The sequence below is a fragment of the Variovorax paradoxus genome (assembly GCF_024734665.1).
Lineage (GTDB): Bacteria > Pseudomonadota > Gammaproteobacteria > Burkholderiales > Burkholderiaceae_C > Variovorax.
This window is the reverse complement of record NZ_CP102931.1, coordinates 2,120,907-2,144,312: the sequence shown is the minus strand read 5'-3', so window position 1 is coordinate 2,144,312 and position 23,406 is coordinate 2,120,907. Positions and strand designations below refer to the sequence as shown.

Genomic DNA, 23,406 nt, shown 5'->3' with positions numbered 1-23,406 from the left:
CGATGCAATCTCGCAGTACTGCACACAAAAACGCATGTCCATTCACGCCGCTCTCCACCACGTCACCCACTACAAATACGACCGCCTGGTGCAGTTGGGCCCACAGGTCGTGCGCTTGCGTCCCGCGCCGCATTGCCGCAGCAACGTCATCTCGTATTCGCTGCGGGTCGAGCCGGCCGAGCACTTCGTCAACTGGATGCAGGACCCGTTCGCCAACTACCAGGCGCGGCTCGTGTTCCCCGAGAAGACGCGCGAATTCAAGGTCACGGTCGACCTCGTCGTCGAGATGGCGGTCTACAACCCCTTCGACTTCTTCCTCGAGCCGCAGGCCGAGAACTTTCCGTTCAAGTACACGGCCTCGCAGGCCGAAGAGCTCGCGCCCTACCTCGTCACCGAAGCACCCACGCCGCTGCTGCAGGCCTACCTCGACAAGATCGATCGCAAGGAGCAGCGCACCATCGACTTCCTGGTCGGCATCAACCAGCAGGTCCAGCAAGACGTCAACTACCTGATCCGCATGGAGCCCGGCGTGCAGACGCCGGAAGAAACGCTCACCAGCGGCAGCGGCTCCTGCCGCGACTCGGGCTGGCTGCTGGTGCAGTTGCTGCGCCACTGCGGGCTGGCCGCGCGTTTCGTCTCGGGCTACCTGATCCAGCTCACGCCCGACGTAAAGGCGCTCGACGGCCCGAGCGGCACCACGGTCGACTTCACCGACCTGCACGCCTGGTGCGAGGTGTTCCTGCCCGGCGCCGGCTGGATCGGCCTTGACGCCACCTCGGGCCTGCTGGCCGGTGAAGGCCACATTCCGCTGGCCTGCACGCCCACGCCTTCGAGCGCGGCGCCCATCGAGGGCGGGGTCGACGAATCCGAGGTCGAGTTCGGCCATGAGATGAAGGTCACGCGCATCTACGAATCGCCGCGCGTCACCAAGCCCTACACCGAAGAGCAGTGGTCCGAGGTGCTGGCCCTGGGCGACGCAGTCGACGCGCGCCTGAAGGCCGGCGACGTGCGCCTCACCATGGGCGGCGAGCCGACCTACGTGGCCACCAGCGACCGCGACGCGCCCGAATGGAACACCGACGCCCTCGGCCCCACGAAGCGCGGCTACGCCACCGAGCTCGTGCACAAGCTGCGCGCCGAGTACGGCAAGGGCGGCTTCCTGCATTTCGGCCAGGGCAAGTGGTACCCAGGCGAGCAACTGCCGCGCTGGGCACTGTCGATCTTCTGGCGCGCCGACGGCCAGACGCTGTGGCACGACCCCGAGCTGTTTGCCGACGAGCGCTTCCCCACGCACTACACCAGCGAAGACGCGCGCCGCTTCACCACCGTGCTGGCCCACAAGCTCGGCCTGACCGAGCGCTACATCCAGCCCGGCTACGAAGACATCTACTACTACCTCTGGCGCGAACGCCGCCTGCCGGTGAACGTCGACCCCTTCGAGTCGAAGCTCGACGACGAACTCGAACGCGTGCGCCTGCGCCGCGTGTTCACGCAGAAGCTCGACGCGGTGATCGGCTACATGCTGCCCATCGAGCCCGGCAATGCGGACGGCGACGCCCCCGCGCTCGCAGGGCCGGCCTGGAAGACCGGCCCCTGGTTCCTGCGCGACGACCGGCTCTACCTGATCCCGGGCGACTCGCCCATGGGCTACCGCCTGCCGCTCGACTCGCAGCCGTGGGCCAGCAAGGGCGACTACCCCTACCTGATCGAGCGCGACCCGACCGCCCCACGCGGCACCCTGCCTAGCGCGGCCGACTACCGTGCGCGCTACAGCACGGGTGTGGCCGGTGCTGCAGGCCTCGGCGACGTGCCCTACACCTTCGGCACGCCGCCAGTGGTGCCTGCGTCGCTACGCATGCAAAGCCCCGGTGATGCGGCGAGCGGCGATACGGCAGCAGCAGCAGCAGCAGCGGCCGATGAGTCCACCGACAAATCGACCACCCGCCAGCCGCTGCGCGGCGAATCAGCCCACTGGGTCACGCGCACCGCGCTGTGCGTCGAAGTGCGCGACCCGCGCCGCGCCAACGGCCCCTCCGCCGAGAAAAAGGGCAATGCATCGGGCGTGCTCTACGTCTTCATGCCGCCGCTCGCGCGCCTGGAGGACTATCTCGACCTGGTCGCAGCAGTCGAAGCCACCGCGCGCGACCTGGGCGTGCGCATCGTGATGGAAGGCTACCCGCCGCCGCGCGACCCGCGCCTGAAGATGCTGGCCGTCACGCCCGACCCGGGCGTGATCGAAGTCAACATCCACCCGGCCCACAACTGGAAGGAACTGGTCGACCACACCGAGTTTCTCTACAACGCCGCGTTCGAAACCCGCCTGTCGGCCGAGAAGTTCATGACCGACGGCCGCCACACCGGCACCGGCGGCGGCAACCACTTCGTGATGGGCGGCGCCACGCCCGCCGACAGCCCCTTCCTGCGCCGGCCCGAGCTGCTGGCCAGCCTGCTGCTCTACTGGCACAACCATCCGTCGCTGAGCTATCTGTTCTCAGGCATGTTCATCGGCCCGACGAGCCAGGCGCCGCGGGTGGACGAGGCCCGCAACGACCAGGTCTACGAGCTGGAAATTGCCCTGAAAGAGATCGCCAAGAACCGCGAGATCTACGGCCAGAACATGCCGGCCTGGCTGGTCGACCGCACGCTGCGCAACATCCTGATCGACGTGTCGGGCAACACGCACCGCAGCGAGTTCTGCATCGACAAGCTCTACTCGCCCGACTCGAGCACCGGCCGCCTCGGCCTGCTGGAGCTGCGCGCTTTTGAAATGCCGCCGCATGCGCGCATGAGCATCGCGCAGCAACTGCTCATTCGCGCGCTGGTAGCCCGCTTCTGGGACGAGCCCTACAAGGCCCCGGTTACCCGCTGGGGCACCGAGCTGCATGATCGCTTCCTGCTGCCGACCTTCGTCAAGATGGACTTCGACGACGTCATCAGCGAGATGCGCCAGGCCGGCTTCGCCTTCGATGCCGACTGGTTCGCGCCGCACTTCGAGTTCCGCTTCCCGCTGGTGGGCCAGATGCAGGCGATGGGCGTGGAGCTCTCGCTGCGCAACGCGCTCGAACCCTGGCACGTGATGGGCGAGGAAGGCTCGGCCGGCGGCACGGTGCGCTACGTCGATTCGTCGCTCGAACGCATCGAAGTGCGCGTAACCGGCCTGAACGAAAGCCGCCACGTCATCACCGTCAACGGCAAGGTGCTGCCGCTGCAGCCCACCGGCGTGGTCGGCGAGTTCGTGGCCGGCGTGCGCTACAAGGCCTGGAACCCGCCTTCGGCCCTGCACCCGAGCATCCCGGCCCACGCGCCGCTGACCTTCGACCTGGTCGATACCTGGATGAAGCGCTCGCTGGGCGGCTGCCAGTACTTCGTCGCCCACCCGGGCGGGCGCAATTACGACACCTTCCCGGTCAACGCCTACGAGGCGGAAAGCCGTCGCCATTCGCGCTTTACCCGCACCGGCCACACACCCGGACTCATGCGTACGCCCCCGGCGACCATCGAGCTGCCGGGCAGCCGCGAATTCCCGTTCACGCTGGACCTGCGGCGATAAGGGGACATTTAGCACACTGCCCGGCGCGGATACCCGTGACGGCAGTGTGACAATCCCCCTCCTGTGGAACCTTTGAACGAATCCCTGTTCGACGCCCAGGCACTGGAGTTTCCAGCGGCCCTGGCGTCGGCGCTCGCCCCGCCCGCCCTGCCCGGCCATTTCGATGAACTGCGTGGGCAAGCCACGGCGGTAGCGCCTGTGCGACCAGTGCCGGGGGCTGCGCCAGCCCCTGCGCCCGCCCCGCTGCTGTACGACGCCGCGGGCGAACGGCCACCGGCCGCTGGGCAGTCGCAGTCCCAATCGCAGTCGTCGCAGTCTCAATCGCAGACGCAGACACAGGGGCCCTCCGGCGAACAACCGCCGCTCACGCCCGCCTGGAACGCCTTCTTCGAACAACTCGGCCCGGGCGGCTTCAATGACCTGCCCCGGCGCGCGGCCAGCCTCGAGCGGCAGATCCGCGACAACGGCGTCACCTACAACGTGTACGCCGACGCCAATGGCCCGCAGCGGCCTTGGTCGCTCGACCTGTTCCCGCTGATCGTCTCGCCCGAAAGCTGGAGCCAGATCGAGGCCGGCGTGCTGCAGCGCGTGCGCGTGCTCGACCGCGTGATGGCCGACGTCTACGGCCCGCAGCAGTTGCTGGCCGAAGGGCTCATTCCCCCGGCGCTGGTGCGCGGCCACCCCGGCTACCTGCGCGCGCTGCACGGCGTGAAGCCGCCGGGCGACACCTGGCTGCACATCACCGCCTTCGACCTCGCGCGCGGTCCCGACGGCAACTGGTGGGTGGTCTCGCAGCGCACGCAGGCGCCCTCGGGCCTGGGCTACCTGCTTGAAAACCGCCTCGCCATCACGCGGCAGTTTCCGCAGGCCTTCGAGGCGCTGCACGTGCAGCGCCTGGCCGCCACCTACAGCGCCATGATGGAAGGCCTGCAGCGCATGTGCCCGGCCGGCGTTCCGCCGCACATCGCGCTTCTCACGCCCGGCCCGTACAACGAAACCTATTTCGAGCACGCGTACCTTGCGCGCTACCTGGGCATCACGCTGGTCGAAGGCAGCGACCTCACGGTGCGCGACCAGCGGCTGTACCTCAAGACGCTGCAGGGCCTGCGCCCGGTGCACGGCCTCATCAAGCGGCTCGACGACCAGTTCCTCGACCCGCTGGAGCTGCGCCCCGACTCCACACTCGGCGTGCCCGGCCTGCTGCAGGCCATTCGCGCCGGCAACGTGCTGGTGGCCAACATGCCAGGCTCGGCGTTCCTCGAATCGCCCGCGCTGCTCGGCTTTTTGCCGGGGCTGGCGCGCCGACTGATCGGCGAAAAACTCAAGCTGCCCGCGCTGCCCACCTGGTGGTGCGGCGAACGCGCCGCGCTCGAATCGGTGCTGCCCCAACTGGCCGACTGCGCCATCAAGCCCACCTACCCCGGCTTCGACGGCCGCGCCAGCTTCGACGCCGTGCTCGGCAGCCAGCTCGGCCGGCGCGAGCTCGACGAATGGGCCGGCCGCATCGTGCGCGAGGGCGACGTGCACACCGTGCAGGGCTACCAGCCGCTGTCGCAGATGCCCACCTGGGCCAACGACATGGGCCCGGGCCACATCGCGCCGCGCGCAGTACTGCTGCGCGTGTTCGCGGTGAGCGACGGCGCGCAGTCGTGGCGCGTGCTGCCCGGCGGCCTGGCCCGGCTTGCGGGGCCCGATGCGCAGATCGCGTCGATGCAACGGGGCGGCAGCAGCGCCGACGTGTGGGTGCAGACCCACGGCGAGGTCGACCGCACCACGCTGCTGCAGCCGCACGCCACGCCGGCCTCGCTCGCGCGGCACCGCGCGCCCGTTACCAGCCGCGCCGCGGAAAACATGTTCTGGCTCGGCCGCTACACCGAGCGTGCCGAGAACGCCGTGCGCCTTGCGCGCCTCACGCTCAACTTGCTGGGCAGCGAAGACCAGTCCTCGCGCCCGTTGCTCGAATGGCTGCACCGCATGGCGCTGCGAAATGCACTGGTGCCGGCCGAAGTGCCGAGCGCGCCGCAATCGCGCCGCGTGTTCGAACGCGCACTCATCGCCGAACTGGGCGATGTGGAGCGCGGCGGCAGCGTGGGCTTCAGCCTGATGTGCATCCGGCAAGCGGCCGCCGCCGTGCGCGAGCGCCTGTCGCAGGACAACTGGAACCAGATCGTGCGCGCCGAGACCGACTTCCTGCGCCGCGCGGCCGAGCAGGCTGGCGAGGGCAGCTTTGCCAGCAGTGCCGCGTTGCGCGCCCTCGAATCCGCCAGCACAGCGCTGGCCGCCATGACCGGCGCGCAGACCGACCGCATGACGCGCGACGACGCCTGGCGGCTGCTGTCCATCGGCCGCCATATCGAGCGCCTGGGCTTCTTGTCGAACGCGCTGGAGGCCGGCTTCGACAACGGCGCCGTGCACGAGGTGAGCGGCTTCGAGGCAATGGTGGCGCTGTTCGACAGCACCATCACCTTCCACGCCCGCTACCAGCAGCGCCGCGACGTCGCCACGATGGTCGACCTGCTGGTGCTCGACGCCGAGAACCCGCGCTCGCTCGCATGGGTCACGCAGACCCTGCGCGGGCGCATTGCACGGCTGGCCGGCAGCGCGCCCGGCAAGCTGACCGCGCTGTCGTACGAGCTGCCTGACCCGGCCAGTTGGACGCTCGAACACCTCTGCGCCGCGGGGCCCGAGGCCAACTACCCGGCCCTCGTCGAGCTGCTCGCCAACTGCGAGACAGCCGCCTACCATGTGTCCGATGCGATCGGCACACGCTACTTCACGCTGACATCCGAATCACTGCGCTCGGTCGGAGCTTGATTCCCAGACAAAGACAGTTCCAAGGAGGCATTTCCATGTCAGGCATCGCCATCAACCGCCGCTTCGCACTCACCGCCGCCGGCATGCTCGCGGCGCTCGCCATCGCGGCCTGCAGCAAGCAGGAGCCGGCCGCGCCCGCCGCAGCCAGCGCACCGCCCCCACCGGCCGCCGCCCGCGTGCTCGTGGTCGGCACCGACGCCGCCTACACGCCCTTCGAATCGCAGAACGACAAGGGCGAGATCGTGGGCTTCGACATCGATGTGGTGAAGGCGGTCGCGCAGAAGGCCGGCATCGAGGTGAAGTTCGTCAACACGCCATGGGAAGGCATCTTCAACGCGCTCGACCAAGGCGACCGCGACCTGCTGGTGTCGGCCATCACCATCACCGACGAGCGCCGCCAGACGATGGATTTCTCGCAGTCGTATTTCGACGCGAGGCAACTCATCGCCGTGAAGAACGACTCGCCCGTCACGAAGTTCGATGACATCAAGACCCTGAAAGTCGGCGTGCAGAACGGCACCACCGGCGACGAGGTCGTGGGCAAGCTGCTGGGCAAGTCGAGCACCGCCATCAAGCGATTCGAATCGACGCCGCTCGCGCTCAAGGAACTCGAAGCCGGCGGCGTGCAGGCCGTGGTGGCCGACAACGGCGTGGTGGTTCACTACATCGCCAACAACACCGCGGGCGGCTTCAAGACCGTGAGCGACGCGAGCTTTCCGGTCGAGAAGTACGGCATTGCCGTGAAGAAGGGCAACGCCGAGTTGCTGGCCAGGATCAACCAGGGCCTCGAAGGCATCCGGGCCGACGGCACCTACGCCAAGATCTACGCTTCGCACTTCGGCGCCGAGTCGAAGTAGGCCCGTTCACCATGCTGCTTCACGTCACCCACGAAACGCGCTACGAGTACTCGCCGCCGGTCGAGACGGCGCAGCATCTCGCCCACCTGAAGCCGCTGGCCACCGATTCGCAGCGGCTCGTGAGCCACAAGCTCGCCATCGAGCCGGCGCCCGCGCAGCGCAGCGAGGTGGCCGACCTGTACGGCAACACGCGCGCCTTCTTCGCGCTGGAGGCCACGCACGACCGGCTCGTCGTCACGGCCGAGAGCGTGGTCGAAACCTCGGTGCCTGTGCTGCCCGCCACCGTGGCGCGCGAGCTGCCCTGGGAGAGCGTGCGCGAGCGCTTCCGCTTCCGCAAGGACGCCACCTTCGATGCGGCCTCGGAGTTCGTCTTTCCCTCGCCCTACGTGCCGCGCCACGACGATTTCACGGCCTATGCGCGCGCCAGCTTCGTGCCCGGCCGCCCCACCTTCGACGTGGCGATGGACCTCACCGAGCGTATGTACGAAGACTTCGCGTACGACGCCGACAGCACCGAGATCAACACCCCCGCCGTCGAGGCCCTCGCGCAGCGCAAGGGCGTGTGCCAGGACTTCGCCCACATCATGATCGCGTGCTTTCGCACCATGGGCCTGCCCGCGCGCTACGTGAGCGGCTATCTGCTGACGCAGCCGCCGCCCGGCCAGCCCCGGCTGGTGGGCGCAGACGCCTCGCACGCCTGGGTGTCGGTGTACCTGCCCGGCGACGGCCCCGAGGGCGTCGGCAGTCCAGGCGGATGGGCCGATTTCGACCCCACCAACGGCCGCCAGCCGGGAGAAGACTATGTCACGCTCGCCATAGGCCGCGACTACTCCGACGTGTCGCCGATGCGCGGCGTACTCCATGGCGGCGCAAGGCACACGCTGCGGGTCGGCGTGACCGTGCAGCCAGTGGGGGAAGTGATCGAGGGCCTGCCGCAAACCCGGACACAATCGCCTTCCCAAGACAAGGAGTCTCCATGAGCGTTTACGACAAACTTTCCAGCCTCGGCATCACCCTGCCCCCGGTCTCCGCCCCCGCAGCCGCCTACGTGCCCTTCGTGCAGACCGGCAACCTCGTTTTTCTCTCGGGCCATATCGCGAAGAAGGATGGCAAGGTCTGGGCCGGCCAGCTCGGCGCCAACATCAGCACCGAAGAAGGCAAGCAGGCCGCACGCGCCATCGCCATCGACCTGCTCGGCACGCTGCATGCGGCCGTGGGCGACCTCAACAAGGTCAAGCGCATCGTCAAGGTGATGAGCCTGGTCAACTCGGTCGGCACCTTCACCGAACAGCATCTGGTGACCAACGGCGCGAGCGAGTTTTTTGCCGAAGTCTTCGGTCCTGAAAAGGGCGCGCATGCACGCAGCGCATTCGGCGTGGCGCAGGTGCCGATGGGGGCTTGTGTGGAGATCGAGCTGATCGCTGAAGTCGGCTGATCCACTTCTTTCGCTTCTCCACGATTCGAGGCCTGACGGCGATGGTCGTCAGGCCTCTTTGCATTGCGTCGACACCATGCCATTGACACCCACCGGCCTGACCGAGCAAGCCACGCAGGACCCAGTCAACGCCGCGCTGCTTTCAAGGCTGCCCAGCCTCGGGCTTCGCCAGGGCTTCCTGACCGCCGGCTGCCTGTTCCAGGCGACGTGGAACCGCCTTTCCGACAAGCCGCCCGGTTGGGGAGTGAAGGACTACGACGTCTTCTACTTCGATGACACCGACCTGTCGTGGGACGCCGAAGACGCCGTGATCCAGCACGTGCAGAAAGCGGTGGCCGACCTGGGCGTGAGCGTGGAGGTCAAGAACCAGGCGCGCGTTCACCTCTGGTACGAACAGCGCTTCAAGTCGCCCTACCCCCGGCTCGGGTCCGCGCGCGACGGGATCGACCGCTACCTCATCGCGTGCACGCGCGTCGGCATCGACCTGGCCGACGGATCGCTCTATGCACCCGACGGACTCGACGACCTGGCAGCGGGCATTCTTCGCATGAATCCGCTGCTCCCGATGCGCGATCTTTTTCTCAAGAAGGCTGCGGACTACCAGGCGCGATGGCCGTGGCTGCGGATCGTGCAGCCAGAAGCGGCTACTTGCGCTTCCAGCTCGATACTGTGATGAACGCGCCCACGGTGCTCATTCCTCATGCTCCCCGGGTTGCTGCGAGCCGCGAACACAGCAGTCGCATGGCGGCCGAGATGGGCGCGACCACCGGCACGTCGAACCGTGGGGCCAGCGCCAGTGCGGCCTGCCCCAGCGGGCCGCCACCGATGATCACCGCCTGGGCGCCGTCTTCGTCGATACAGCACCGCACGGCCTGTGCCAGCGCGTCTTCCAGCGCCTGCGGATCGGCCGCCAGCGCGCGCGGGTCGCCTTGCGTCAAGCGGATGCCGGTGTAGAGAGCGCGCAGTCCCAGCGCGGCCGCCCTGCCCTCGATGGGCGACACCAGTTCGGGCGTGACCGTGGCAATACCGAAGCGGCGGCGGCCCTCGCTGGCCGCGAGCATCGACGCCTCGGCGATGCCGACCACCGGCACGCTCGCTTCACGGCGCAGCAGCTCTATGCCCGGATCGCCGAAGGCGCTGACGATCACGCCGTTCCACCTTCCGCCGGCGGCAGAACGCCAGGCTTTCAACACCTCCGTCGCAGCCGCATTCAGCTCGTCTTCATTGACGATCATGGTCGGCCCGCCGGCCGCGGTGATGCCTGTCACGCGGCATCCGGCCGGTGCCTCGCTGCTGGCGATCTTCGCCATCATGGCGGTGGTCGACGACGACGAGTTGGGGTTGATCAGCAGGATTTCTTGCATGCGTGAGGACTCTCTGAAAATTCAACCCGGCTGCACGATCTTCGTGGTCGGGGCAGCGTCATCGCCAGGGCTTTCACCCGGCAGCGGCAACGCATCGGGCGACTGGCCATAGGTCTCGGGCACGCTCTGCACGCTGACGACGAAGACCGCGTACATACCGGCCGCAAGGCTGAACACGCCGACCAGGCCGAAGGCATCGAAGAGCCGGCCCGCCACCAGCGGCATCAGCGCGCCTGCCGCTGTGCCAGTGGCAAGAATGGAGGCCGTGCCGAAGGCTCGCACCCGGGTCGGGTACAGCTCGGGCGCAAAGATCCAGATCGTCGTGTTGAGCAGCAGCACGAAGAACTGGAACACCGCGCCGGCAATCAGGATCACCACGATGCTCTTGGCAACGAAGCCGATGGTCAACGCCGCCAGGCAGGCGCACACGGCGCCGGCCGTCAGCACGCGCTTGCGCGGAAAGTGAAAGCCCAGCAGCGAGGCCGCGATGGCCCCCAGCAGGCTGCCGCCCTGCATCACCATCGTGAAGAGCAGGCTCTTCGACATGCTGTAGCCCAGCGTGACGAGGATGGTCGGCATCAGCGTGAGCACCGAGATCTGCGCGCCGTAGGTCATCCAGATCGTGATGCACAGCGGAATGGTCCGCCGCGCCAGTGCGCCGCGAAAGATCTCGGTCACGCGCACCTTGACGCGGGCATTCGGCGCGGCCAGCCCATCGTCGGTGATGTACTGATGCTGCGGCACGTTCTTCTTCGAAAGCCTGCCCGACGCCAGTCGCGACAACACCGCATTGACTTCCTTCACCTTGCCCTGCGACAGCAGGAAGCGCGGCGTCTCGGGGATGTAGCGGCGATAGAAAGCACCGAGCAGCGCCGGCACCATCAGGCAGGCGAACAGCCAGCGCCATGCGTTGTCGCCCGGGAACATCCAGAACACCAGCAGGCCGAAGCCCGGCGCCAGGAAGTTGCCGAGCCCGCCCGCGCCGACGTTCACCAGCCCGACAGCGGTGCCGCGGAACTTGGTCGAGCAGAACTCGGCCAGCATGGTGACGGCAATCGCGATCTCGCCGCCCAGCCCGAACCCCACGACCGCGCGGCCCAGCGCCATCACCGCCAGGTTGGGCGCCATCGCGCAGATGCCTGCGCCGAGGGTGAACAGCAGCAGGTCTATCGACAGCATCACGCGCCGGCCGTAGCGGTCGGCGATGAAGCCCGAGATGATCCGCCCCACCGCCGCGCAGGCAAAGGTGACGGTGTTCAGCAAGCCGATGTCGGAAGCGCTGAGCCCCCACTGCTCGCGCAGCATCGGTCCCACGATACCCACCGCGTTCTGCTCGAAGCTGTCGAACAGGCAGCCGATGAGGATCAAAAAGATGATCGTGTGGTGCGATCGCGTGACGCCGATCTTGTCGAGCGCTCTGTCGAGTTCGGCGACCCGGGGCGAGTCGGGTCCGGAAGAGAGTGCAGGTCCTGCCATAGGAAACCCCTTGAGAAAGGTATGAAGTGCTTTGCTCGGCGCAGTCCGGAATCGCTTCGCATGCTATCGGCGACTCCATCAGTCTGACATATCGATTTCACCTAGTTTGTTTTTGTGAAATCTTAATTTCATGCAAAGCATCCCTATGCAAGCGACATGCCCGCCTGCGCGTGACGCACGTAAGCCACCTGCCGCTGGGGTACTTTTCAGAGGGGAAAGCGTGGAAGGGCCGTCACAGGCGGGCGCATCCGAGACCTGTTGCAGCCTTTGAGGATGCACCTTGGATGGGCAAATGCGCACTACGGTCGTGCGTCTTTTCAGTGCGCTCCGACCAGATCAGGCCGGCCGAGCGCCGCTGCCGCTCAAAGCTCGCCGTTTTCCTCGTGCTCGAGCTCGATCGCGGCCAGACGCTTGCGGCCGGCGGAGCCCGAGGCCTCGATCACCATCGTGGCGATCAAGTCGCAGATGCCCATCACGGCGGTGTGATTGTCCAGAAGCCCCGGCCCCCGGCAATCGCATTGCAGCGACCAGGTGGCCCCAGCGAAGTCCGGCGAGGCCTTGTCGCTGATGTAGACGATCTTCGCGCCGGCCTTGCTGGCGCCCGCGAGCAGGATGTCCATCTGCCGCGTCTGCCGTCGCGTGCCGAAGACGATCACGCAGTCGCGCCCGGTCAGGCCTGCCAGGTGCTCGGCCAGCGTCTCGCCGGGCCCCGGAATGGCGGTGACGCGCGGCACCACCTGCACAATCTGCCAGCGCAGGTAAAGGGCAAAGGCATGGCTGCTGCGGCTGCCGAAGATCAGCACCTGCCCCGCGCCGATGATCGCCTTCACGATGCCGGCCATCTGCCTGTCGTTGAGCCGGTCGAAGGTGCTGGCCAGGTTGGCCTGCGACTGCTGGAAATGCGTGGCGACAAGGTGGCCGCGCTTCGACGCCTCGGTCGCGTTCTGGAACAGCGGCGAACCTGTCTGCTTTTCCTCGCGAACCTGGCGCCGCGCCTCTTCGTAGTTCTCGTAGCCGATGCGACGGATGAAGCGGCTCACCGTCGAAGGCGACACCCCCGCCAGTTCCGCCAGCTCGTTGCCCGCATAGCTGGCCAGCTCGCCCGGAAACTCCAGGACGAAATCGGCAAGCTGCCGCTCGGTTGCGGACAACTGGTCGAGCTGGCTGCGGACGCGGCGGACAAAGGAATCTGCGGACATGGGCATGCGAGTGGGAGAGGCGCACGATGATGCCATGCCGTCCCCTTCCCGCAGCAGACGGACATCCGGAGGGCCAGCGAGGCGAATGCTGCGAGTGAGGGGCGAGCGCACCAAGCACCGTTTTTCGCAACGGGCGAACTAAAAAATAGTTCTACTTGCGCGCTCCCAATGACATTGCGGTGCATGCGCCGTTGCGGCTTGCACCGTCCTCGGGAAACCGATAGTTTGCGCCGCGGGCGCAGGGAACGCTCAGGCGTCCTGCCGCGGGGCGACGACGTGCGCCCCCACACGCTGGCGACGCAATGCGGGCACCGGCCTTGTCCGTCGCCCGCCCAGTGCCCTCGGACGATTCCGCTGCGCCACGTTGACGACAGGCAGCGGCCGAACCTGTTGCCGGTGGGCCTCGAAGCGCGCCTCTTTCTGCTTCAGGTAATGCATGAGCACATGCGAAACCATGTTGAGCCCGAAGGTGCCGAACGCGGCAGGAATGATGTAAAGCGCAATCGACAGTTCGGACGAGAAGACGATGTCGTCAGCCAGCGAAGGCGTGGCCTGCGCCTCCAGCGAGAGCGCGCGCAGCACGAAGATGTCGACGCCCGCGAGCAGGATCAGCAGCAGGCCGAAGGCAAGCACGGCCTTCTTGGAGAACTCGCGCCGCACGAACAGCGTGACGAAGATCGCGGCCGGGAATATCAGCGAGCACAGCACCAGCCCCCAGAAGCGCACCTGCGTGAAGATGGTGACGTCCGACGAGATGTGCATGGTGGCCGATTGAGCCACGAAGCGCGCCCCGCAATTTGTCCGGGAAGTGAAGCGCCGGTAAAAGGGCCTTTCAAATGGTGAAGGCGCCCCCGCAGGCTGTTGAAATTCGTCCGCGCAAATGCCGACTCTCGAATGATCGATGGTGGATAGGCAGCTTGGTACCACAACGACATAGGCACGGACGATGCAAGGCTCGGACAGGACGCAAAGAAGCTGCTGCGCGCCTTGGTGAACGCAGCGGGCGTGCTACAGCCCCCCGAAGTTCGACGGCGCAGCCATGCGCATCGCGCTCGCGGCAATCCGCCGGAGCAGGTCGAGAGGGGCGACGGGCTTATAGCAGATCGCAGCTCCTCGCAAGGACTCGACCGCATACGAATTCAGCGACTCCCCGGTCAAGATGAGCGTGGGCACGTCGCTCCAGTGCGCACGCATCAATTTGATCGCATCAAGCGCAGTTTTTCCATCCGGCAAACGATAGTCGCTCAGCAGGACGTCGGGCGCCCGCTCGGTGAAGGGTAACTGTTGCCGCATCTCTTCGATCGATCCCCACGCTTCGTACAAGACCCCGTGCACATCGAAGACCGCTGCGAGCGACGCCCTGACCAGTTCATCGTCCTCGAGCAGCACGACGTACTTTCCGCGGGCCGCTTCAACGCCGCCGGCCATGAAGTCGTCGAGTGGAATGGCCTCGAAGACCGGTGCGATCACGGATGCCGGAATCTCCAGCGTGAAAGTGCTTCCCACACCTACCTCGGACTGGACGGAAAGCTGGTGGCTGTCGAGCAGGTCAAGCATGGCCGAGACGATCGACAGCCCCAGACCCACGCCCTTGTCCGTCTCCGCATGTCGATTGTTCAACTGGAAGAAGGGCTTGAAGATGATGTCGCTGCGCAATGCTTCTTCGGATATCCCAAGGCCATTGTCCTGGATGGCCAAGCGCGTGAACCGGCCATGCACCGTCAGGAGAAGGCGCACGTGGCTGCAGCGCCCCCCTTCCGCAGACCGGTATTTGATGCCGTTGCTGATCAGATTCAAAAGTATGCGCTGAAGGAAGTGACGGTCACTCCTCACGAACACCGGCTTCCCGAGGGGCGGGTCGAATTCGACGGAGGTGCCGCTTGCGTGGGCGATGCCCCTGGTTTGCTCGACCGTATCCCTGATCAGCGACACCAGTTCGAAGTCGGACAGTTGCGCCCTCACAAAGCCCGACTCCAGCCGCGAGAGATCCAGGATGGCGGCCAGTTGGGAACGCATGTTGTCGGCTGCGCGGGTCGCCATCTGGACCAGGCTCAGGGCGTTAACTGTGCGACCCGCCTGAATGGCTTCACCAATGGGATCCAGTGCGTTCCCGATCACTTGCAGGGGCTGGCGCAAGTCGTGGATGGCATCGGCCAGGAAGCGGGACTTGTCCTGGTTCCGGCGCTCGGCATCAGTGCGCAAACGGTCCTTGATTTTCAGCTGGAACTCGGTCCGCTCCTGCGCCACGCGCATGGAGGCCGCCAATGTTGCGTTGGTCTGCGCGAGCTCCGTCGCGATGGAGCGTTGGCAGCGCTCTTCAAGCAGCCTGTGGGCCAACGCCAGCGAGAACAGAAGAACCGAAAAGGCCGAGCCCACCTGCGGCGCCACCTCGAAATTGATCGAAGTCGCGAAGTACGCCGTGACTCCCAGCATGTCCAGCGCGTGCAGGGCGGCGCCGATCAGGACGCCAGAAAACGTCACTAGAAAAACGCGGGCGTAGATATGACCGGCCCGGGCGGGGCCGATGGCAAGACCGAAGCAGACCAGGGTGCCCACGAACTGGACCAGAAGCGCCACGCGCACGGCTTGAGGAAAAGGCAGCCAACTCGCTCCCACCGCCAAGGCGACCGCCAGCAGCACGGGCGCCGCGTGCCACCGCCGCGGCGCGGTTGCGGGATTGCTTACGAACTGGATGGTGAAGGACGTGAGCAGCCCGGCCGCGAGAAAGAGAAACACGATCCGGGACCAGTCGTTCCATACCGTCGCTTGAGGCCAGAGGTACTGGAACGCGATGCCGTTGTAGCTCAGGATGAATCCCGAGGTCGCCAGGATCCAGCCGATGTAGTAGAGATAGATGCGCTCGCGAACGATCAGGAAGATGATGAGGTGATAGAAGAAGATTCCTCCCATCAGCCCGACGTAGATGCCGTTGACCAGCAGCGACAGGTGTTCTGCGCTCTCGAATTGCTGCGGTTGCCACATGTTCAAGGGAAAGCGCATCGCGCCTTCGGTCTGAACCCTCGCGAGAATCTCGACCTTGTCGCCGGGCTGCACGACAACAGGCACGACAAAGCTTGGTGCGTTGTGGGGGCGTTGCTCGAAGGCTTGCTTGTCCCCGAGGCTCCACCGGGTCCAGGAAGCAGCCGCGTTGACCCTGACATACAGGTCGAGGTGATCGAGCAAGGGGTAGCCCACCTCGATCAACAAGGTTCCCGCCCCGTTGGAACCCGCGGTGAAGGGATCGCTTCTGAACCAGTGGGGAGCCGTTGCAAAGCCGTAGCTGGCGGATGACCAAGGCCTGCGCTTCCAGGCACTCCCAGGAAGCGCCGTGACGTCGGACAACGACAGCGGAACGCCGTCTTCGACCAGGTAGTCCCCTTGCAGCATCCTGTGCCCGTCGACGGCCAACTCCGCTGACAGCGCTGGGGTCGCCCGATTGCCCTGCGCCGATGCGGCGCCGCAGACAAGCACCAGCACGGAGCAGAACAGCGCCCGAAGAAGACCTGCGCCAAAGCGAGGCTGAAGGAGGCCCGCAATCGCTGCGATCACAGCCTCCCCGAGCCCGGTGCGGCAATCCGTATCCGTCGACGAGACACTTCGATCAGCAGTTCCGTGCGCCGGGCCACGCCGAAGAATCGCAGCAGTTCCGACACGTAGCATTTTCGAACGGTGCCCTCGCTGATGCCCATGCGGTTGGCGATGGCTTTGTTGGGCAGGCCCTGGCACAGGTAGTAGAGAACCTCGCACTGCCTCGGCGCCAGCCCCAGGGAGGCGGCGGTGCGGCCATAGGCGTCTGCGACGGTGTCGTTCTTGGGAGCGCGCTCGAGAATCGACGCGGGAAGATAGACCCTGTTGTTGAGGACCGTCTCGATGGCGGCAGAGAAGACGCTGCCATCTCCGGCGGCCTTCGTGATGTAGCCCGACGCCCCCTGCGAGATGCAGGCAAGTACCGTCGCACGGTCATCGTCACCCGACAGCATGATGACGTGGCAGGACATTTCGCGTTCTCGCACGAAACGCAGGACGTCCAGACCGGAAGCCTCCGATCCAAGGTGAATGTCGATGAAAACGAACTGGAACGACGTGGCCGCCAGCCGTGCAATCGCCCCCTGATAGGAGGATTCCTCATGGACCCGGTACTGCGGTGCAGCCTTCTGCAAGAGGGAACGCATGCCGGCACTCACGAGCGCCTGATCCTCGACGATCAGCACGTCGGCCGTTGTCTCCCCGTCGAAGCTTCCGTTTTCCATCGTCCTCGACACCATCGCCGTTGTCACCTGAGCCACCGATTCACCGCCAGCCTGATCAGGCAGGGCACGTCTGTCGCGACGAACGCGCGAACCGTGGGACTCTAGCAGGGCTTCCCCGGGGGATAGATGACAGTTGTCAGGGCATCCGAACGTGAATTCCTCACTGGTCATGACATATGTCAGGTGCACAGCGGAGCCCCGCCGCCGATAGATGAAAGGCAATGGACACAAGCGCGCTGCCACGTACCGTGCCAGCCCTGACTTGCAACCTGGACCCAATCGCCATGACGCCTCTCAGAAATCTCAGAATCTCCGCCAAGCTGGCACTCGCCTTTCTCAGCATCGTGTTGCTGATGATCGCGATGGCCGTCTTCTCGATCCATCGCCTCAATCGCTTGAATGATCAGACCAATTTCATGGTGACTGCGCGCATGGCAAGCGTTCGCGATGCTGGCCAGATGAGCGAAGCCGCCAACCGGGTGCGCCTGCTCGAATTCCGTCTGGCCACGAGTCCGGCAAGCGAAGCCGCGGATGTCCAGCGGACCATCGCGGAGGCTTTCAAGGCATACGACGTCGTCGACAAGGCTTATCCCGCTTCGATCGGCGACCCGACCGAGCAATCCATCTACGACCGCTTGAAGGCCCGGCATCCGGCATGGGCTGCAGCGCATGCCAAGGTCGAAAAGCTGGTTCAGGAAGACCGTCGTACCGACGCCATGAACCTGTTGAATGGCGAAGCGCGCGAGGCCTTCCTGGCATTGAAGGAGCCGCTGGCCCAGTTGGTCAAACACAACGAGGACCGCGCCCAGATAGAGGCCGAGGAAAGCAACGCGACGTTCACCATCGGATCGGTGCTGATCGCCTCGGGCGCCAGCGTTGCGCTCGTGCTGGCCGTGCTGCTGTCCTGGAGCGTCGCCCGGGGAATCGTGGTTCCGCTGAAGGACGCTGTTCGCCTGGCAGAGGCCGTCGCGGCCGGAGACCTCACCCAGCGCCTGAGCTCCGACGGCAAGGACGAGGTGGGTGACTTGCTCAGGGCACTCGCAGCGATGCGCGACAACCTCGTCCAGACATTGACCGGCATGCGGGAAAGCAGCGATTCCGTTGCCACAGCGAGCGCCCAGATTGCCTCGGGCAATTCCGACCTTTCCAGCCGCACGGAACAGACGGCCGGCAGCCTGCAGCGGACCGCGGCATCGATGGAGGAACTCACCTCCACCGTCAAGACGGCATCCGAAGCCGCCTCGCAGGCGAATCAACTGGCGTTGACCGCATCGAAGATCGCTGTACGCGGCGGCGAGGTCATCTCGGAAGTGGTCGAGACCATGCGCGACATCCACGGGAGTTCGCAGAAGATTGCAGCCATCATCGGCACGATCGACGGCATCGCATTTCAGACCAACATCCTGGCACTGAACGCCGCCGTGGAGGCGGCTAGGGCGGGTGAGCAGGGTCGTGGGTTTGCCGTGGTGGCAAGCGAGGTTCGCAATCTCGCGCAACGCAGTGCGGTCGCGGCGAAGGAAATCAAGATCCTCATCGAAGCATCGGTCGACAAGGTGGGATCGGGCTCCCAGTTGGTCAACGATGCAGGCGCCACGATGGGCAAGATCGTCGAGAGCGTTCAACGCGTCTCCAACACCGTCGGCGAGATCAGCGCAGGCGCGATCGAACAGGCGGCCGGAATCGATCAGATCAATTCGGTGGTGGCACAGCTGGAGCAGATGACCCAGGAAAATTCCGCGCTCGTCGAAGAATCGGCGGCCGCTGCGGCGAGCCTCAAGAACCAGGCAGACCGGCTCTCATCGCTTGTCGAGTTCTTTCAGCTGGGGACTGCATCCTTGCGGACAGGGCACGCCAATGCGCAGCCTTCCTCTAGCCCGAGGCACGATGCCGTGCGGCGCGCCAGCGAATTGGACACACCAATCCCCACTCGAGCGCCGCGTATTTCTGCCAGCGTATCGGCTATGCCGGCCATGCCTGCGATCACCGCCCAGAAGGAGGGCCGACGCGAACTCGACAGAGACTGGACCACATTCTGAACGGCTGACTTCGTTGCCGGGTGCCGCCTGCGCGGCGTGACGCCGCGAGTGGCGAGCAATCTCTCTTGCCAAGCAGGTTGTGATCGCGCAGGAAGCCTTGCCAGTCATGGCCGGTGAACTGACTGCATTGGTCGGAATGCACGGCGACCGTCGCTTTGAGTTGGCGCCGCCACAGAGCCATCAACAAGGCATTGAGGGCCAGTTCGGTATCGATGCGGTGTCCCACGGACCAGCGCCGCACGTGCTGCAGCAACAACCCACTCCTGAAACGCGAAGCCTTGTGCCTTGGCCACTGCCTCGATCACGGCGTTCTCGGAGGACGCGAACTGCACTTCCCGGTCCACCTTGGGGCCGCGATCGGGCTGCTTGGCTACGCCGCTCGCACAGCTGAGGTGTCGGGCAAGTCGGCACTCGCCTGGGCCATCGGCGACACGCTCACGGTCACCCACGCCGGACTTTCGAATGAAGTATTTCAGCAGCCTGCCAGGACAACTGTCAGGTGTCATTCGTCCAGCGCGCTGCCGAAAGGTGATGGAGGACGCCATAGACCAAGTTGCTGGCAAGAAGCACGCCTCTGACGTTGCTTCGATCCTTGATCACCAACTTCGGAGGGGAAAATGAAAAAATCACTTCGCAACATTCGACGCGACAGGCCGCTGACCACAGCGATGATGGCCTTGGGAATTGCCTCCATGTTCATGCCAAGTGCACAGGCGCAATATACGAACGGCGCCGGAACGGCTGCAGGAAACAGCATTGCGATTGGTGCAAATTCCGATCCTTCACGCCAGGCATCCGCCTTTGGCGAGGGCTCAATCGCAATTGGCAGCGGCGCCCGCACAGTCGGGGATGGGTCCGTTGCGATCGGGCTGACCGCGTCAGCCAACGGTGGGCCACCGGATGTCAATTCCATTGCTATCGGCACGAGATCCGAGAGCTTTGGCCAGAGTCTTGCAATTGGCACAAATGCAGTTGCCGATCAGAGAGGCTACGCCGCGGCGGATGGCGCCATCGCCATCGGTACGAATGCCCGAACGGGCGCAGGCACGTCGAGCGGCCTCGCAGTTGGCAACGGCGCGAGGATCATGAGCAATGCGGTGGCCGGCACAGCCATTGGAGTTGGCGCAACAGTTTCATCCGACCATGCCTTGGCAATTGGAACGGGCGCGCAGGCGTCGGTCGCCAACGCAATCTCTCTTGGCGCGGGCAGCAGCGTCACGCAGGCAGGCGGCGTGGCGTTGGGCTCGGGTTCCGTCGCCGCTAGGGAGGCGGGGGTTGCAGGCTACGTCCCTCCTGCGGCCACCGAGTCGCAGCGCATTGCCATCGGCGCTACCACCGGCACACTGGCGGCGATTTCCGTAGGTAACTCGGCCAACGGCCAGTTCCGCCAGATCACTGGTTTGGCGGCCGGCTCGGCCGATAGCGACGCAGTCAATGTGTCGCAGCTTCGTGGCGTTCAGGGCATGATGGTGAAGTACGACACGAACGCCGACGGCAGCGCCAACTACAACAGCGTGACGATGGGCGGTGGCAATACCTTGGGAACGGTTGCAGTGCACAACGTGGCCCCCGGTGTGGCGGGCACGGACGCAGTGAACGTGAACCAGTTGAACGTTGGCATTGCCGGGGCCAACGCCTATACCGATGCAAAGTTCAACGGGTTGCAGCACTCCATAGATGGCGTGGCCAAGAAAGCCTACGCCGGTGTGGCGGCAGCCTTGGCGTTGGAAAGCGCTCCCTATATTCCTGGCAAGACGACCTATGCCGCTGGCACCGGCTACTACCAAAATCAAGGCGCCGTCGGTGTCGCTTTGCGACGTACATCCGACAGCGGCCGTTGGAGTGTCACGGGTGGGGTGGCGGCAAGTGCTGGTGGGGTCGCAGCACGTTTGGGTATTTCTGGGGTGTGGGATTGAGCGCTCTATGCTCAGCCCCACGCGGATGTGCTCGCGCTCGGGCGGCTGAAGCTCAGTTCGGTTGACCTTCGGCGGTGCGCCAACGCTGCTGCAGACCGCATTGGCGGATGCGGCCGGCGACGATGCCGACATGGCGCAGTCCGTGTTGGTCACGGTCTTCAACTTGGCCGTGGCCAGCGGTGGCGTGGTGGGCGGCGTACTGCTGGAGCGCCTGGGGCCGGACTCATCCGTCAGTTCGGCGCAGCGAGTTTCAATAGCCTGCTAGGCGGCCTTCGCTCGCGTTCCGGTGAGCGTAGGCATTTCGGTTGCGCTGGAGTTCACGTTGACGCTGCGGTCGAAGCGCATGTACGGCCCCGAGAAGCGGCACTCCACGGTGTCGCGGAAGGCCGACTCGACAAAGGTCCACGTCATGACGAAGGTGCGTGCGTCGCGCCACTCGCCGCTGGCCACCACGCGCATCACCTCGGGCTGGTACTCGTGGTGCAGCTTGTTGCCGGTGATGGTGGTGTCGCCCTCGAAGGGCTTGCGCAGGCCGACCTGCACCTTGTGCGTGCCGCGGTCGTCTTCCATGGTGAAGACGCACGACTCCGCGGAAGAGAAGTCGAGCCGCATGGACTTGATCTTCTCCGGGTTCTCCGCAAAGTCGAAGCGCTGGCCCGACACGTTCGCGGCAACGGGCGAGCTGGTCGGCTTCACCGGCGGCAGCAGTTGCAGCGTGCGCGTGCGGGCCTTGAGCGCGGCGTAGTCCTTCTCGCTGGTCAAGGCAGTAGCGCCGAATGCCGCGGGAAAGTGCTTGTACAGAATGCCCGCGTTGAACCCCGCCTTGGGCGGCAGCGCGGAATTGAGCGCGAGCACCGCGTTCTGCTCGGGGAACACCACCGAGTACTGGCCGAACAGACCATCGGCGTTGTACGCGCCGTGCTGGCCCAGCCACCACTGGTAGCCGTAGCGGTCCTTGGTGTGCGGCGCGTGCACCGAATCGACCCAGGCCTTCGTGAGAATCTGCTTGCCGTTCCACTGCCCGTTCTGCGCATGCAGGATGCCGAGCTTGAGCGAGTCGACCGTCTTCCAGCTCAGGCCGTTGGCACCCGGCGAGATGCCCTCGGGGCCCACGTCCCACTCGTAGCCGGTGATGCCCAGTGGATCGAAGAAGCGCGGCTTGAGGTAGTCGGCCGTCGACTGCCCGGTGGTCTTCGTGACGATGGCCGACAGCATGTAGGTAGCCGCGCTGGTGTAGACGAACTTGCTGCCCGGCGTGTAGACCACGGGGATCTTGAAGAACTCCGCGATCCAGCTCGTGCGAATGGGCCGCCACACGGAGCCCGACACCATCGACTCGTGCCCGGTGCGCATGGTCAACAGATCACGCACGGTCATTGCCGCGAGGTTGGCGCTGACCGTGGGCGGCAGGTGCTCGGGAAAGAAGGACACGACCTTGTCGTCGAGCCCGAACTTGCCGTCGGCAATGGCCATGCCAACCGCGCACACGGTGACGCTCTTGGTCAGCGAGTGCGTCATATGCCGGCGCTCGGGCTTGTAGGGGTCCCACCAGCCCTCGGCCACCACATGGCCGTTGCGCCACAGCATGAAGCTGTGCAGCTCGAACGCGCCGCGCTCGGCGTCATCGAGAAAGGCGAGGATCGACGCCGACGAGATGCCCTGTGCCTCGGGCCGGCTCCGCGGCAGGCCGTCGGTGAAGGCGGGTACCGCGGCGCCGGTGGCTGCCCAGCCGATGCCGGGCAGCGAGGCCATGGCGGTGCCGCCGAGCGAAAGGCGCAGCAGGCCGCGGCGCGAGATGGCGGGGGTCGTTGTTGTTGTCTCTTGCATGTTCCTGGCTTCCTTGTCTTTCGGGATGGACCGGTTGCGACAGTGTCGTGCCGGTGACTGTCAATCGCCTGTCTGCAGCGGCAGAGGAAACCCGATGAGGCCCCGGTCGCGCACCATGTGTTCAAAGGTCAGCGAGGCAGCGCCCCCTCAACCCGATCAACGCTCGCCTGCAGGGCCCGCCTCGATATCGACCGCAAACTTCTGCAGGAGCCGCACCAGCTCCTCGAAATCCTGCTGTTCCCACTTGGCAAATATGGCTCGCCCCAGCCGTTCCCTTGCCGTATCCACGGCATCGGTCATGACCTTGCCCTTCGGCGTCACGATCGCTTCTCGCACGCGTCGGTCGTGGGTGCCACCCTGGCGCTCCACCAGGCCAAGACTCTCCAACTTCGCGACCTGCCGGCTGACCGTGGTGTAGTCGCGCCCGACACGGTCGGCGAGCTCGACCACGCCGATCGGTCCTACGCGTTCGATGCCCACCAGCAGCGGGAACAAAGCGCGGTCGAGCGAGATGCCCGCTTCGCGAACCATCGCCTCGTCGCGCTGCGGGCGATTCATGACGCTCACCACGGTCAGCAACGCGCCGTGCAACGCCCGCAATTGCGCGGACATATGTGTATCTTGCACATTTATTTTCTTTGGCATAGCATCCGCTCCTATTGAGTGCATATTACACATATTG

General features: G+C 65.5%; 16 protein-coding genes and 2 pseudogenes. 9 read left to right on the top strand and 9 right to left on the bottom strand.

Features of this window, described 5'->3' with window-relative positions; translation table 11 throughout:
• The first annotated feature begins 34 nt into the window (after positions 1 to 34).
• From NWF24_RS10045 to NWF24_RS10020, 6 genes are all read left to right on the top strand, one after another.
• Positions 35 to 3,550, top strand: a complete 3,516-nt coding sequence (locus NWF24_RS10045; RefSeq protein WP_258354038.1) for a transglutaminase family protein — start codon at positions 35 to 37, stop codon at positions 3,548 to 3,550.
• 63 nt (positions 3,551 to 3,613) lie between these two features.
• Positions 3,614 to 6,364, top strand: coding sequence for a circularly permuted type 2 ATP-grasp protein (locus tag NWF24_RS10040; RefSeq protein WP_258354037.1), 2,751 nt, complete (start codon positions 3,614 to 3,616; stop codon positions 6,362 to 6,364).
• 35 nt (positions 6,365 to 6,399) lie between these two features.
• Positions 6,400 to 7,221, top strand: coding sequence for a basic amino acid ABC transporter substrate-binding protein (locus tag NWF24_RS10035; RefSeq protein ID WP_258354036.1), 822 nt, complete (start codon positions 6,400 to 6,402; stop codon positions 7,219 to 7,221).
• An 11-nt stretch (positions 7,222 to 7,232) separates the two neighbouring features.
• On the top strand, positions 7,233 to 8,201 hold the full coding sequence (locus NWF24_RS10030; protein ID WP_258354035.1) for a transglutaminase family protein: 969 nt from the start codon (positions 7,233 to 7,235) through the stop codon (positions 8,199 to 8,201).
• A complete protein-coding gene (locus tag NWF24_RS10025) occupies positions 8,198 to 8,656 on the top strand; it encodes a RidA family protein (protein ID WP_093080114.1) in 459 nt (152 codons plus the stop codon). Before NWF24_RS10030 ends, NWF24_RS10025 begins: the two co-directional genes overlap by 4 nt.
• A 76-nt stretch (positions 8,657 to 8,732) precedes the next feature.
• On the top strand, positions 8,733 to 9,329 hold the full coding sequence (locus tag NWF24_RS10020) for a nucleotidyltransferase family protein (protein WP_258354034.1): 597 nt from the start codon (positions 8,733 to 8,735) through the stop codon (positions 9,327 to 9,329).
• A 25-nt stretch (positions 9,330 to 9,354) separates the two neighbouring features.
• On the opposite strand, the gene NWF24_RS10015 is transcribed toward NWF24_RS10020, so the two are convergent.
• From NWF24_RS10015 to NWF24_RS09990, 6 genes are all read right to left on the bottom strand, one after another.
• A complete protein-coding gene (locus tag NWF24_RS10015; protein WP_258354033.1) occupies positions 9,355 to 10,020 on the bottom strand; it encodes an aspartate/glutamate racemase family protein in 666 nt (221 codons plus the stop codon).
• A 21-nt stretch (positions 10,021 to 10,041) separates the two neighbouring features.
• Positions 10,042 to 11,496, bottom strand: a complete 1,455-nt coding sequence (locus NWF24_RS10010; protein ID WP_258354032.1) for an MFS transporter — start codon at positions 11,494 to 11,496, stop codon at positions 10,042 to 10,044.
• Between the two features lie 362 nt (positions 11,497 to 11,858).
• A complete protein-coding gene (locus NWF24_RS10005; RefSeq protein ID WP_176928712.1) occupies positions 11,859 to 12,701 on the bottom strand; it encodes a MurR/RpiR family transcriptional regulator in 843 nt (280 codons plus the stop codon).
• Positions 12,702 to 12,944: 243 nt separating this feature from the next.
• A complete protein-coding gene (locus tag NWF24_RS10000; protein WP_258354031.1) occupies positions 12,945 to 13,457 on the bottom strand; it encodes a hypothetical protein in 513 nt (170 codons plus the stop codon).
• 246 nt (positions 13,458 to 13,703) lie between these two features.
• Positions 13,704 to 16,172, bottom strand: coding sequence for a hybrid sensor histidine kinase/response regulator (locus tag NWF24_RS09995; protein ID WP_258354030.1), 2,469 nt, complete (start codon positions 16,170 to 16,172; stop codon positions 13,704 to 13,706).
• A gap of 68 nt (positions 16,173 to 16,240) precedes the next feature.
• Positions 16,241 to 16,945, bottom strand: coding sequence for a response regulator (locus tag NWF24_RS09990; protein WP_258354029.1), 705 nt, complete (start codon positions 16,943 to 16,945; stop codon positions 16,241 to 16,243).
• Positions 16,946 to 17,229: 284 nt separating this feature from the next.
• Between NWF24_RS09990 and NWF24_RS09985 the strand changes: the two genes are divergently transcribed.
• Positions 17,230 to 18,981: a methyl-accepting chemotaxis protein gene (locus tag NWF24_RS09985; protein ID WP_258354028.1), complete on the top strand. Its 1,752-nt coding sequence runs from the start codon at positions 17,230 to 17,232 to the stop codon at positions 18,979 to 18,981.
• Between the two features lie 70 nt (positions 18,982 to 19,051).
• On the opposite strand, the pseudogene NWF24_RS09980 reads toward NWF24_RS09985, so the two are convergent.
• Positions 19,052 to 19,222: pseudogene (locus tag NWF24_RS09980) on the bottom strand (DDE-type integrase/transposase/recombinase); the annotation flags it as partial.
• 376 nt (positions 19,223 to 19,598) lie between these two features.
• On the opposite strand from NWF24_RS09980, the gene NWF24_RS09975 reads away from it, so the two are divergent.
• A complete protein-coding gene (locus NWF24_RS09975) occupies positions 19,599 to 20,897 on the top strand; it encodes a YadA family autotransporter adhesin (RefSeq protein ID WP_258354027.1) in 1,299 nt (432 codons plus the stop codon).
• A gap of 61 nt (positions 20,898 to 20,958) precedes the next feature.
• A pseudogene (locus NWF24_RS09970) lies at positions 20,959 to 21,162 on the top strand (MFS transporter); the annotation flags it as partial.
• Here the strand turns inward: NWF24_RS09970 and NWF24_RS09965 are convergent.
• Positions 21,159 to 22,724, bottom strand: coding sequence for a serine hydrolase domain-containing protein (locus tag NWF24_RS09965; RefSeq protein WP_258354026.1), 1,566 nt, complete (start codon positions 22,722 to 22,724; stop codon positions 21,159 to 21,161). The pseudogene NWF24_RS09970 and the gene NWF24_RS09965 sit on opposite strands and share 4 nt — an antisense overlap.
• Before the next feature lie 156 nt (positions 22,725 to 22,880).
• Positions 22,881 to 23,336: a MarR family winged helix-turn-helix transcriptional regulator gene (locus NWF24_RS09960; protein ID WP_258354025.1), complete on the bottom strand. Its 456-nt coding sequence runs from the start codon at positions 23,334 to 23,336 to the stop codon at positions 22,881 to 22,883.
• Positions 23,337 to 23,406: the final 70 nt, after the last annotated feature.